The sequence below is a fragment of the Streptacidiphilus melanogenes genome, assembly GCF_000787835.1.
Classification (GTDB): Bacteria; Actinomycetota; Actinomycetes; order Streptomycetales; family Streptomycetaceae; genus Streptacidiphilus; species Streptacidiphilus melanogenes.
Window position 1 is genome coordinate 87,519 of the sequence record NZ_BBPP01000004.1, and the last position, 13,670, is coordinate 101,188.

A 13,670-nucleotide genomic window follows, 5' to 3' on the forward strand; every position below is an offset into this window, starting at 1 on the left:
GCGGGCTCCTAGGGGTTCAGACGGGGAAGGGTGGGGTCGCCCCGGAGGCCGGGGCGACCCCACCCGGGGTCAGCCGCCCGCGCGGTGCGGGCTACTGGGTGGTGCGGTGGTTACCAGTTGACGCCGATCTGGAAGCGGGCGCCGGGGCTGGTGCGGGTGCCGTTGCCGGGGTAGTCCCAGAGCACGGCGCCGGGGCCGCGGGTGATGATGTCGGGGTTGCCGTCACCGTTCCAGTCCGCGAGTGCCTCGACCGGGAAGTTGGTCCAGCCGGTGCCGAGTTCCACGCGCGCGGTGCTGGTGTCGTGGTTCGCGTCGCCCGGGTAGAGCCACAGGTTGCCGGAGGAGTCCATGGCGACCAGGTCCATGTGGCCGTCCTTGTCCCAGTCGACCAGCCCGGAGAGGGTGTAGGTGCTCCAGCTGGTGCCGATCTGGACGCGGGTGCCGAGGGTGCTGGTGCCGTTGATGCCGCCGGTGCCAGGGTAGTTCCACAGGGTGCCTGCGGAGTCCTTGGCCACGACGTCGGGCTTGCCGTCGCCGTTCCAGTCGCGGACGCCGGCGAAGCTGTAGGAGCCCCAGCCGTTTCCGATCTGCACGCGGGGGGTGCTGGTGTCGTGGTTGGCGTCACCGGGGTAGAGCCACAGGTTGCCGCTGGAGTCCCTGGCGACGATGTCGGGGTAGCCGTCACCGTTGAAGTCCGCGATGCCCGCGATGGTGTAGCTCTCGAAGGCCCACCCGAGCAGGGTCGCGTTGCTCGGGCTCGGGCCGTGGCTGCCGTCGCCCCAGAAGATCCACAGGTCCCCGTCGGCGGCCTGGGCGACCAGGTCCGGGTGGCCGTCGCCGTTCATGTCCACGCTGTCGGCGAACACGTACGGACCGCCGGCGGCGTCGGACAGGTACAGGGCGCTCGCCTGGTTCCCGGACAGGGCGTAGGCGTAGGTCTGCACCCCGCTGACCGAACCGCTGAAGAAGTCGGTCGGAGTGGCGTTGTACAGGGCGCTGCCGACGGTGAACGAGTTCGGCGCGTTCCAGGTGGTGACGCCGCTCGCCGAGGCGGCCAGTGCGCCGTTGACGTACAGCTGCGTGGTCTTGGCCGCAGCGTTGTAGACGCCCACCAGGTGGGTCCACTGCCCGGTGTTCACGCTGGTGCTGATGGCGTGCGTGAAGCCCGGGCTGGCGGTGTCGCCGTTGGTGACCGAGAAGTCCCAGGCCGGCTTGGACTGGTTGGCGTAGTTGTACTGCAGGTAGAACGAGCTGGCCTCGGCGCCCTGCTGGGCGGCGATGGTCATGTTGTGCGTCGGGGCGCTGGGCAGCTTCACCCAGGCCGAGACGGTGAAGCTCTTGCTGGTGTCCAGGACCGGGCTGCTGTCGGTGGCGGTGCCTGCGGTGCCGTCCAGGTTCAGTACGGTCCCGCGCATCGGGTCGTCGCCCCACGTGGCGCCGGTGCCGGACAGGGTCAGGGTCGCCTGGCCCGTGCTCGAGTTGAGGATGGTGCCGGGCGTCTGCGGGGTGTCGGTGGCGGCGGTGTCGGTAGCCACCGGCATGCCGTTGCCGTCGTTCGCCTGCCAGCTGTTCTGCGGGTTCAGGATCGCGTCGGACAGGGCGCCGTAACCGGCCAGGGACAGGTTGGCGTGGTCGCCGCTGTCCGCCCACGGCGCAAGCCGCTCCTCACCGGCGTACGCGCTCGGAGCCGAGACGGCCCCGTCGAAGTCGGCGAAGTAGACGGCCGGGGTACCCCAGGGGCCGCCCAGGTTGTTCCCGCCGAGGTAGGCGTTGACGTCGACGCGGTTGGTGTCGGTGGTGCCGGTGCAGGGGTCGTTCGGGGTGGCGCCGTCGCCGCCGAATCCCTGGCAGGGAGTCAGCGAGGTCAGCACGACGTTGATGCCCCACCCGTTGAGCTGCTGGACCAGCGCCTGGTAGCCGTTGTTCTCCAGGTCGTTGCCGGCCGTCGAGTCGCCGCTGCGGGCCAGGAGGTCTTCCAGGCCTTCGCTCACCACCACGGTGTTGATGCCCGGCTGGTCCAGGATGTCGCGGTCGATCCGGGAGAGCGCGGACGGACCGCCGATGGCGCCGCCGTTGAGTGTCTCCGGGTTGTCCGTCATGAGCTGGTTGGACTCGATGCCCTCGGCGAGCACGCCGAACGGGGCGCTGCTGGTCGGCTCCGCCGAGGAGAGCGCGTCGGAGACGCGCAGGCCGTTGGAGTTGGGAGGCGAGGTGTTCGGCTGGAACGGGTCGGTCAGGTTGTCCCCGAGCACGGCCTCGGTGGGCACGTTGGCCGACTGGACGTCCAGACCCGTCACCAGGTCGGTGTAGTTGCCCTGGTAGGTGCCGGTGCCGGAGAACGGCGTGCCGGTGGTGTCGGTGGTCTTGTCACCGCTGCCGGACGCGCTCATGTACTGGTACGAGCCGTTGGCGTAGGAGTGCTGGACCAGGTAGGGCACGGAGTTGGTCAGCTGGTAGGAGACCAGCAGGTACTGACCGGCCGTCACACTGAAGCTGAGCGGGTCGCTGTAGACGGCGCCGCCCTGCGGAACGACGACGGACTGGCTGCCGCCGAACTTCAGCGTGGTCGGGGTGCCGGACGGGGTGGCGCTGGGGGAGCCGGAGTTCGAGCTGAGCGCGATGGTCGCGTGACCGATGTTCAGCGTGCTCGTGCCGATCCCGTTGTCCAGCTTGATGCGGACCGTGCCGCCCGACAGCGACGGCTTCAGCGCGATGCGGAAGGTCTGGTTGCTGAAGTTGCTGCCCTGGAAGTTGTAGTTGCCCTCGTTGGCGTTCGCCCAGGCACCGGTCCAGCTCTGCCCCGAGGGGGTCGCGGCGTAGGTGCCGTTGACCTCCGGGGTGCCGGCGGTGGTGTTGCGGGTCGAGATGCCGTACACGTGCAGCGCCTGGCCGCCCGTGCCCGAGCCGCTGACGTCCGGCAGGGTGACCGACTGGACCTGCAGGGTCGGGTCGATCGGGACGGAGAAGGGGTAGATCTTCAGGCCCTGGCCGGCGCCCGCCGTGACCTGCCCGGAGGGGCGGTTCCAGTGCGGCAGGGAGACCGCCGCGATGGACTGCGGTCCGGAGACCCAGTCAGGAACGGTCAGCGTGAACGTGGTGCTGGTGCCGTTGGTGTAGGTGATCGTTCCCGTCGTCGGGCACACGCCGACCGGAGTGGTTCCGGTGAAGCAGTAGGACGCGGCGATCGGGGTGTTCTCCGGCACGTAGGGGGCCGTCGACTGGCCCGCGATCGCGCCGGGGGAGGTGTTGAGCGGGTTGGTGTTGGTGGCGTTGGTGAGGAACACCAGCGCGTTGCCGCCCGTGCCGGCAGGCATGGTGATGGTCTGGTTGGCCGCGACGACGTTGTCCTTCTGCCCGGAGCCGTAGGCCGGCAGGGCGAAGGTGGCGCCGTCGACGGTGACCTTGCCGCCGCTGGTCCATCCCGCGTTGGTGAGGTCGGTGGCGGACATGCTGGAGTAGCCGTCCGCGGCGCCCAGACCCATGTTGTTGTCGGGGGAGATCGCGACGTTGTTCAGGCAGGACGAGAAGCTGTTGCAGGTCGTGTTCGGCGTGCCGGCCGCCATGAACCGGTAGGCGCGGTCGCCGGAGACGTCGTTCGCAGCGTCGACGGAGTACACGTACAGCGTGTGCACGCCCGGGGACTGCGGAGTCACCGTGATGGTGGCCGCGTTGTTGGTCGCCGTGACGGTCTCGTTGGCCGGCGGGTTGGTGTTGGCCGGCTTCTGGTCGAGGTTGTAGACGAACTTCGTCGCGGTGGTGCCGTTGCCCGAGATGGAGAACTGACCGGCGGTGCCGGCGGTCGCGCCCACCGTGGGCGAGTCCGTGGCGTCGATGTCCGGGTACAGGTTGTTGACCGACGCCACGGTCGGGTTGTCCGGAGCGGTGGGCTCGGCGTTGAAGTGGCAGGTCGGGGACTGGGTGTAGGACGTGGAGTCCATGCCGTCGAAGAACTTCACGTCCCAGTCGACGGTCTGGCCGTTCGTCAGGGAGGAGATGAAGCTCGACGGCAGGCTCGCGGTCGCCGAGGTGCCGCTGGCGAGGTTGTCGCCGCTGAGCATGGTGGTCTTGGTGCTGGAACCGTCCAGCCAGTACTGGAAGGTGGCCTGGAGCTTGTCCCCGTTGGGGTCGGTCACCTTGGCCTTCAGCACCGGCGGGGTGCTGGCGATCGTCTTGCCCATGTACGGGTACGGCGAGGCGGTGTCACACCCCACGTTGTCCGCCCCGGCGACGGCCGACATCGTCTCGGCGGTCGGCGGGTTCGGCGGGTTGTTGAAGAAGATCTGCAGCGTCGGGTTGTTCGAGAACCGCTTGAACCCGAGGTCGTTGTGGGAGGACTCCATCGAGTCCTCGCTCAGGGTGACCGTGAAGGTGGTGGCGCCGCTCGCGGCCTCGCTGCGGATCGGCGAGAGCACGTTGAACCCGTTGGTCACGCTGCCGTTGGAGGAGCAGTACTGCGGGTTGTAGGCCGGGCCGAAGCTGGCGGAGGTCGAGTAGCTGTTGTACCCGGGGCGGTTGCTCCAGTCGGTGCCCGAACCCATGCCCTTGGACCAGTGCAGGTTCACGCTCGCGGTGGTGGAGCAGGACGCCGAGTAGATGTCGGTGGCGTTGACCGTCGCGGTGTTGATGTCCGCGTGGTAGAGCGAGCGCGGCAGGTTCCACTGGTACACCGCGTGCTCGTCACCGGTGTAGCAGTAGCCCTCCTGCCAACCGTTGTATCCGACCCCCAGATAGCCGTTGTCGGCGAGTGAGCCGGTCTGGTTGGTGAAGGAGTTGCCCGGGCAGCCCTGCTTGACCTCGTCGAACATCGGCGTGCCACCGGTGGCGGGGTGCCAGTTGACGTTCGGGTCCTCGTAGACCGGCCACACGGTGCTCTTGCTGGTCAGCATGGACGTGTTCGGCGTCAGCGTCAGCGAACCGGGGGCCACGTGAGTGCCCACGGTCGCCACGCGCGCGGCGAGCCCCGGGTGGTCGGCGTCGGAGCGGTCAGCCGCGACCTTTCCGGCGCGCGGGTGCGCGGAGGTGGGCAGCGTGGTGTTCGAGTCCCACTGCATGGGCGTCGCGCCGTCGGCGACCTGGCGACCGGTGCTGTCCAGCACGGTCAGACCGCCATCGCGGCCCTGCACCAGCCGGCCGCCGTGGACCACGGTACCCAGGTGCAGGGTGCGCAACTCGGGGTTCTGCGCCGCCTGCGCTGAGTGGATCACGAGGACGAAGCTGAAGCCGCCGCTGGACGTGGCGGAGACCTGCAGGTCCACGCCGGGCAGCACGGAGGCGTAGGTGGCGGTCACGCCGTTGACCTGCGGGGTGGGCAGAGTGCCCGGCCAACTCAGGGCGACGGAGGTGCCGTTGGAGCGGATCACGGCCAGCGGAGCGGAGCCGCCGCCACCGGAGAACGACACGGTGCCGTAGGCCGTCTCCTTCGGCGCCAGCGTGCCGTCCGACTGACGCGACAGGCGCAGGTCCACGGGGGCCCAGCCACCGGACGTGTGCACGCGCACCGGGTGCGGGTTGGCCGCGAGCTCGAACTTGCCCGAGGGCTCGGCCAGTACCTCCTCGGTCGGGGTGGTGAGCGAGTCCACCACCACGGCCTTGCCGGACTTCTTGGCACTCGCCGAGGCCCGGCGCATCTGCACCTGGTCGGTCGGCGTGATACCGAAGCCGTTCGGCAGGGATCCGAGGTTCTTGTCTGAGTGAGTCTGATGTGTCGTCGGCTCGGGGGAGCCTGACGTCTCAGCGTTTCTATGGACTGCCTTGGCGGGCGCGGCGGCGTAGGCGGGCGTCAGCCCGGCCGCGCTCACCCCCATGACAACCAGCGCCGCCAGCGCCGCGCGGCGCGGCCGCGCCTGGCCGTTACGTGGACCGTGCATCGTTCGGTGTCTCTCCCCTGAAGGTAAGTCAACGTTCGGACATGAACCTAGGGGTGAGCTGAGACGGTGCGCCAGCGATCAACTCGGCAAGATCGAAAGGTATGTCACTGCAGGTCAATACATGTGCTGAAGTGTCCTAATCAAGAAGTGGGTAAGAGCGCCGCGGGCCCGGGCGTGCCAGCGTTGTCGATCTTCGGCCTAGCGGGGGGCCTTCCGCCGCTTTCTTACCGACTTCCCTCGGTCTTGCCGGAAGGTAAGACTCCGATTCGGTCAACTTCCGTCCTGTCGTGGCTCGGACGGCGCTGGTAGCTTTCCCGGATGTTCATGATCAACAATCGATCAGCAGGGGAGAAGACTGCCGTGATACCTGGGCGCCGCGTCGGCCCGGCGGATTCGCCGGCGCCTGGGCCGGGGCCGAGACCGGAGCGGAAGGCGGCGCAACGATCGCGAAACGACGACGAAAGCCTGGACAGGGCAGCATGTGGTTCGACAGCGACGAGGGTGACGAAAGCTTCCAGCCGGACGAGTTGAGGCTCCTGCAGCTGGTGCGCGCACGGTGTGAGGAAGGTCTGCTCGACGTCGACCCGGACGACACGTTCGCGATCCCCGCGCTCGGCGACCACCGCAGGGAACTCCTGCTGCTGCTGTTCGTCGACGACGATCAGGCGGCGACCTCGCTGCTCGTCTTCGGCGTCTTCTGCGCGAGCGACGCCGCTGTGGCGGACGAGGTCCACGACCAGATGTTCACCTTGCCGGGCGCCCCCACTGAGGCCGCCGCGGGGTTCCGCGGCACGCCCGATGAGCTGACGTGGCAGGTGGTCGACTGGTTCGTCCGGCGCAGCCGAACCCCGGTGGCACGTCGTGAATGGGACAAGGACGGCCGCACGGTGGTCCGGCAGTGGTTCCTGCCCCGGACGGGCCGCAACCTGACGACCGTCCCGCAGTGGCTCACCGAGGAACCGACCCGGGTCGTCCACGTCCGGGGTGATCTCTGACCTCCGCGGAACCGTCTGCCGGGTGATCGGCGCGGTGCCGCGGTCCGGCCGCTCTCCTGGGGGGCGCGGCCGGACCCGGCACGTCAGAACATGTCCTGATGTGACCAAATCGAAGAGGCGGTAAGAGTCTCCAGGTCCAGCCCTCAGCTGCTTCGGGGCCCTCGCGCGCTTGGTAGTGTCCGCGCGGATCTCAAGATCACGAAGGTGACGACAGTGGAGTCGAGTATGAGTACACCCAGAAGTTCCACGCGAACACGAGGAAGTGACGGCCCACCAGGACGCCTGCGACGGGTGGGTGCCGCCACCGTGGCCGCCGCCATGCTGATCGCCGGACTGACGGGGGCCGCGCAGCCGGTGCAGGCCCGGAAGGCGCCGCACGCCGTCCGGACGGAGCCGGTGTCGGTCACCCCGGTGACCTCCCACTACCGTGCGGCCAAGCGGCTTGCCACGTCGCCGAGTCCCCATGTCACCTGGCCCGCGGGTCGCGCAGTCGTCGGTGCGACCTCGACGCCGGCGCCACGGTCCGCCGGAGCACCGGTTTCCGCAGGGGCTGCCAAGTCGGCGCGGCAACGCGCAGGATCACTTCCCGTCTGGCTGGCCCCGGTGTCAGGCTCTGCGGTCACCGGGTCGACGGTGCAGATCCTCCCGCAGAGCTCAGCGCGTGCAGCGGGCGTGAGCGGTGTACTGCTCTCCGTCTCAGGTCTGTCGGCGGCCCCGCACGGCAAGGTCAGGTTCGACCTCGGGTACAGGGACTTCGCCGGAGCCTTCGGCGCCGACTGGGCCTCGCGGCTGCGCCTGGTCGAGCTGCCCGCCTGTGCCGTCACCACGCCGCACGTCGCCGCCTGCCGCAAGCAGACGCCGCTGGTGGCGACGAACAGCGTCCCAACACAGACGCTCTCTGCGGAGCTCCCGGTCTCCGGCGGGTCGGGCCCGCACGCCTCGACGGCCTCCTCTGTCTCCACGGCCACGGCCTCGGCTCATGCGACCGCCATGGTCCTGGCCGCCAGTTCGACCGGCGGTGGCGGGGACGGCGGCGGCGACTTCACCGCCACCAGCCTCAAGGCGTCCGGCTCCTGGGCCGCAGGCGGCAGCACCGATGCGTTCACCTGGTCGTACCCGATCACGGTCCCCCCGGTGCCGGGGAAGTTGGCGCCGAGCCTGAACGTCGGCTACGACTCGCAGGCGGTGGACGGCCTGACGTCCTCGACGAACAACCAGGCGTCCACGGTCGGCGACGGCTTCTCGCTCACCGAGGGCTTCGTCGAGCGGTCCTACCAGTCCTGCCACCAGAACCCGTCCGGGACGACCCAGACGTGGGACGCCTGCTGGTCGTCCGACAACCAGATGACGATGTCGCTGAACGGACAGACGACGACCCTCGTCAAGGACGACAGCACCGGTGTCTGGCACGCGCAGGACGACGCGAACGAGAAGATCGAGTACCTGACCGGTGCGTCCAACGGGGCGCAGGGCGGCGAGTACTGGCGGGTCACCACACCGGACGGCACCCAGTACACCTTCGGCCTGAACCAGCTGCCGGGCTGGGCGTCCGGCAGCCCGGTGACGAACTCGGTGCTGACCGAGCCGGTGTACGCCACGGCCTCCGGGCAGCCCTGCTACAACGCGACCTGGGCCAACTCCTGGTGCCAGCAGGGCTACCGGTGGATGCTCGACTACGTCAAGGACACCCACGGCGACGTGATGTCCTACTTCTACACGCCGTCGACCAACTACTACGCCCGGGACCTGGGCACCACCGCGAACACCCCGTACGTTCGGGACGCGGCCCTCGCCAAGATCCAGTATGGTCAGCGCGACGGATCGGTGTACTCCACGACGCCGGCCGGGCAGGTGACCTTCAGCTACAACGGGCGCTGCAACACCTCCTCGACCGGCTGCGCCACCTCCACCCTGAGCTCGAGCACCGCGTCCCACTGGCCGGACGTGCCCTACGACCAGAACTGCGCCAGCGGCGCCTCGTGCTCCGTCAACTCCCCGACCTTCTGGTCGGAGAACGAGCTGACGGGCATCCAGACCCAGGCGCTGGTCGGTACGAGCGAGACGAACGTCGACTCCTGGGCCTTCGCCTACTCCTTCCCGGCGACCGGCGACTCGACCACGCCCTCCCTGTGGCTGTCCTCCATCGCGCACACGGGGCAGGACACCAGCGCCGGCGGTTCGACCTCGCCGATCACCATGCCCGCGGTGACCTTCTCCGGGACGCCGCTGTCGAACCGGGTGAACCTGAGCGACGGATACCCGCCGATCACCCGCTACCGGCTGAACACCATCACCACCGAGACCGGTGGCGTGATCAGCGTGGGCTACTCGGGTCCGGCGTGCGCCGGAGGCACGCCCAGTGACCCGAGCCAGAACACCACACTGTGCTATCCCGACTACTGGACCCCGAGCGGGCAGACCAGCCCGATCCAGGACTGGTTCAACAAGTACATCGTCACCGGCGTGACCCAGCAGGACCCGACCGGTGGCGGCGTGAACGACACCATCGTGACCAGCTACACGCCGATCGGCTCGCCGGCCTGGCACTACAACGACAACCCGCTGACCCCCTCGAACCAGCGCACCTGGGACCAGTGGCGGGGCTTCCACGGGATGAAGGTGACCACCGGCACCAGCCCCGACCCGGTCACGGAGACGGACTCCTACTACTTCCAGGGCATGGACGGGGACACCCTCCCCGGCGGCAAGACGCGCTCGGTCACGATCGCCGACACACGCGGGGACGCGCCCGTGGCGGACTCCGACCAGCTCGCCGGACAGACCTTCGAGACGGTGGTCCTCAACGGCTCCGGCAGCGGCAAGGTCGTCTCCGACACCGTCAGCGACCCCTGGAGCAGCCCCGCGACGGCCACCCACGCGCTCTCCGGGGGCCTGCCGTCCCAGCGGGCCTTCCACATCGGCAACGCCGACACCAAGGTCTTCACGCCGCTCGCCTCGGGTGCCACCCGGGAGACCGAGACCGACAACACCTACGACTCCTACGGCCGGGTGGTGAAGGTCAACGACCAGGGCGACGTCTCCACGACGGGCGACGACCTGTGCACCACGACCAGCTACGCGGACAACACGACCGCCTGGATCCTGGACACCCCGGACGAGGTGCAGACCGTCTCGGTGAACTGCTCCACCACGCCGAGCCTTCCGGGCGACGCGGTGTCGGACACCCACACCTTCTACGACGGCAGCACCACCTTCGCCGGCGCCCCGACTGCCGGTGACCCCACGACGGTGCAGAAGGTCTCCGGCTACAGCGGAACGACCCCCACCTGGACGACCATCTCCTCGGTCACCAGCTCCGACCAGTACGGCCGTCCCACGGCGGTCACCGACGCGGACGGCCGCAAGACCACCACCGGCTACAGCCCGGCCACCGGCGCCGAGCCGACCTCGATCACCGTCACCGATCCCCTCGGGCACACCACGACGACGGCCTTCGACCCGCTGCGCGACCTGGAGACGTCCACCACCGACGCCGCCGGATACGTGAAGTCCAGTCAGTACGACGCACTGGGCCGCACCACGGCGGCGTTCGCCCCCGGTGTCAGCGCCGCGGTCGCCAAGTACTCCTACGCCATCTCGGCCACGGCGCCCTCCGTGGTGACCACGCAGACCCTGGACAACGACGGCAGCACCTACCGCGTCAGCGAGACGCTGTACGACGCGCTGCTGCGGGTCCGAGAGAGCCAGGCGGCCACCCTCGACGGCGGCCGGAACGTCTCCGACACGGTCTACAACACCCTCGGCTCCGTCGCGAAGACGACCGCGCTCTACTACACGACGGGCGCTCCGGGCAGCACCCTGGTCCAGGCCCAGGACGGTCAGATCCCCTCGGAGACCGGCTTCGTCTACGACGGCGACGGCCGGAAGACCGCGACCGTCGCCTACGCGCTGGGCAGTGAGACCTGGCGCACGAGCTACGTCTACGGAGGCAACTTCACCACCACCGTGCCCCCGGCGGGAGGCGTGGCGCAGAGCGTCATCACCGACGCACGCGGGCACACCACGGATCTGTACCAGTACCACTCGGGTGTTCCCGCGGATCCTCTGAACGACCCGGCCGGGGACTACTCGGACACCAGGTACACGTACTTCCCGAGCGGGCAGCAGGCCACCGAGAAGGACGCAGCCGGCAACTCGTGGTCCTGGTCGTACGACCTGCTCGGCCGGCAGGTGTCGTCCACCGACCCGGACTCCGGGACGACTGCGAGCACCTACGACAACGCCGGCCAACTGCTGACGGTCAGCAACACGTCCCTGGCGACCAAGCCGCAGACCAGCTACACCTACGACCTCGACGGCCGCAGGACGGCCGCCTACGACACCACCGGGAACGCGGCCCAGTCCAGCGCCGACCAGATCGGGGCCTGGACGTACGACACGCTCAAGAAGGGCTACCCCACCGCGACGACCTCGTACAAGCTGGGTACCGCAAGCCCGGCGTACACCTCGACGGTGCTGGCCTACAACACTTACGGGGAACCGGCTGCGTCAAAGGTCACCCTGGCCAACCTGCCGAGCAACGAGGCCGCGCTCGCGCCGACAGCCGGCTACACGACCGGTTACACCTACAACTCCACCGGAAACCTGGCCAGCCAGCAGGACCCGGCGACAGGCGGCCTTCCCTCCGAGAGCGTCAACTACGGCTACGACACCTACGGCCAGCTCACCAGCGTGGCGGGCAGCGGCGGAGCCACGTGGACGTATGTCAGCGCCATCGGCTACGACGAGTACGGCAAGGTGTCGCAGTACACCATGGGGCCGTCCACCAGTTGGGTCGCCCTGGGCCTGTCCTACGACCCGCAGACGAACGCGATCACGGACGCCAAGACCACGGACTCGACGAGCTCGACCGTCGTCGACGACACCCAGTACACGTTCGGCAACGCGACCGTGTCCAAGGGCGCGGGACTGCTGACCTCCACGACGGACTCGCAGAACGGCGGGGCCACGGTCGACACGCAGTGCTTCGGCTATGACTACGCCACTCGCCTGAACGCCGCCTGGACCGCGACCGACCACTGCGCCGCGACGCCCACCGGGGGAAGCAGCAGCACCGTCGGCGGGCCCAACCCGTACTGGCAGACGTGGACCTTCGACGCCGCCGGTGACCGGCTGACCGAGACGGACCACGACACCGGCGGTACCGCTGCCAACGACACCACCACGAGTTACAACTACCCCGCGGCCGGCTCCGGAACCGACCAGCCGCACACCCTCACCAGCACCACCGCGACCGGCCCGAACGCCGCCGCCAACACGGCGGGCTACAGCTACGACGCGGCGGGAGACACCACGGCGATCAGCGGCGGTGCGCTCGGCAACCAGAACCTGGTCTGGAACGACCAGGGAAGGCTGGCGAGCGACACCACCGGCGCGGGCACCACGAACTACCTGTACGACGGTGACGGGAACCTGATTCTGCGCACCGATCCCGCACAGGCCACCCTGTTCCTCGGCGACAGCCAGATCGCCGAGAACCTGTCCTCCCAGGCGCTCACCGCCACCCGCTACTACAGCGCCGGCGGGACCACGGTCGCCGAACGTTCCAACACCGGCGACGTCCAGTACCTGATCCCGAACCGGCAGGGCACGGACACCCTCGCGATCGACTACCAGACGCAGCAGACCACGCGCCGCCAGTACCTCCCCTTCGGAGGAACCCGCGGCACCGCACCGTCCAGCTGGCCGGGGGACGACGGTTACGTCGGCGGGACGCCCGACCCCGCCACGAACCTGGAGAACCTCGGCGCCCGCGAGTACAACCCCCAGACCGGCCGGTTCCTCTCGGTCGACCCGGTCTTCGAGGCCACCGACCCCAACCAGCTCGGCGGCTACGACTACGCCGGAAACGACCCGACCACCGGCAGTGACCCGAGCGGCCAGATGTACGTCGACCCGGGCAACGGCCCGGGACACGAGATGTGCTACTACCTGCACAACTGCGGGAAGCCGGCACCGGTCTACACGCCGGTCTACGTGCAGATCACGCCGCATGTCTTCATCGAGGACAAGGGCGACGGCGTGGTCCAGCACCTGGCGAAGCTCTTTGCCGCGGAGTTCAAGAAGTACGACTCTTTTGCCGGCAGCTACAGCAACCTGAAGCCGGAGGAGGAACTCTCACTCTGGCACGACGTCTGCTCCTCCCACAGCGGTCTGTGCGATCAGTCCGTCATCGACCTGTTCTTCAGAGCGCACTTCGCCGCGGCCGGCGCGCAACTCGGGATCGCGGGCGCCTACCGGCCCACGCTGTTCCTTAACGACTGCGCGTTCACCGGCGGATGCACGGGCGACGCCACGGGGTTCGTGCTCGGCCCTGCCGGTGTGGCCCACGGATCCATGCCCGGCGCCTGGGCGGCGGTCAGTGCGGCTGCCGCAGTCCCGATCGGTGGAGGTGGCAGCGGGAGGCCGGACCTGGGCGCCGACTGGCAGCCGGCCTCCCTCGATTCCATTACAGGCAGTTCGGGGTGCGAGAAGATCGCTCAGGAAATCCAGGCTCAGATCGGCGGCTATCGGGCGCAGATCTACGACAAGACGATGACCGGCGCACCGTATGGCACCGGATGGTTGACCGGGAAGTACCGCACCCAGGAGATGGTGTGGGGCCGGCACATCGTCGTTGTGAACGAAGGGCAGGTTTTCGACGCGTGGACCGGGCGTTACGGAGAATCGATCCCCGAATACATGAGCAAGTTCACCGACGGTGATTTCTTCGCCATTGGTGGTCCGCTCCCGGACGACTACGACGGCATCGGCGACACGCTGGTGCTTCCGCCCGGCGAACGGTAAC

Annotated in this window: 3 protein-coding genes; 2 read left to right on the forward strand and 1 reads right to left on the reverse strand. The window is 68.9% G+C overall.

Annotation, left to right across the window (positions count from 1 at the left end; genetic code table 11):
- Positions 1-110 precede the first annotated feature (110 nt).
- The gene (locus TR49_RS06080) at positions 111-5,867 is read right to left on the reverse strand and encodes an FG-GAP-like repeat-containing protein (RefSeq protein WP_063770028.1); all 5,757 of its coding nucleotides are present in this window, start codon (positions 5,865-5,867) and stop codon (positions 111-113) included.
- Positions 5,868-6,154: 287 nt separating this feature from the next.
- Here TR49_RS06080 and TR49_RS06085 point away from each other — a divergent pair, with 287 nt between their 5' ends.
- Entirely contained in the window at positions 6,155-6,862 is a 708-nt protein-coding gene (locus tag TR49_RS06085) for a hypothetical protein (protein ID WP_160311545.1), read from the forward strand.
- Positions 6,863-7,534: 672 nt separating this feature from the next.
- Entirely contained in the window at positions 7,535-13,669 is a 6,135-nt protein-coding gene (locus TR49_RS06090) for an RHS repeat domain-containing protein (RefSeq protein WP_152627093.1), read from the forward strand.
- Position 13,670: the final 1 nt, after the last annotated feature.

Bases quoted from the DNA above. Each gene is read 5' to 3' on its own strand.
- TR49_RS06080 (WP_063770028.1), bottom strand. From the start codon at position 5,867: ATGCACGGTCCACGTAACGGCCAGGCGCGGCCGCGCCGCGCGGCGCTG.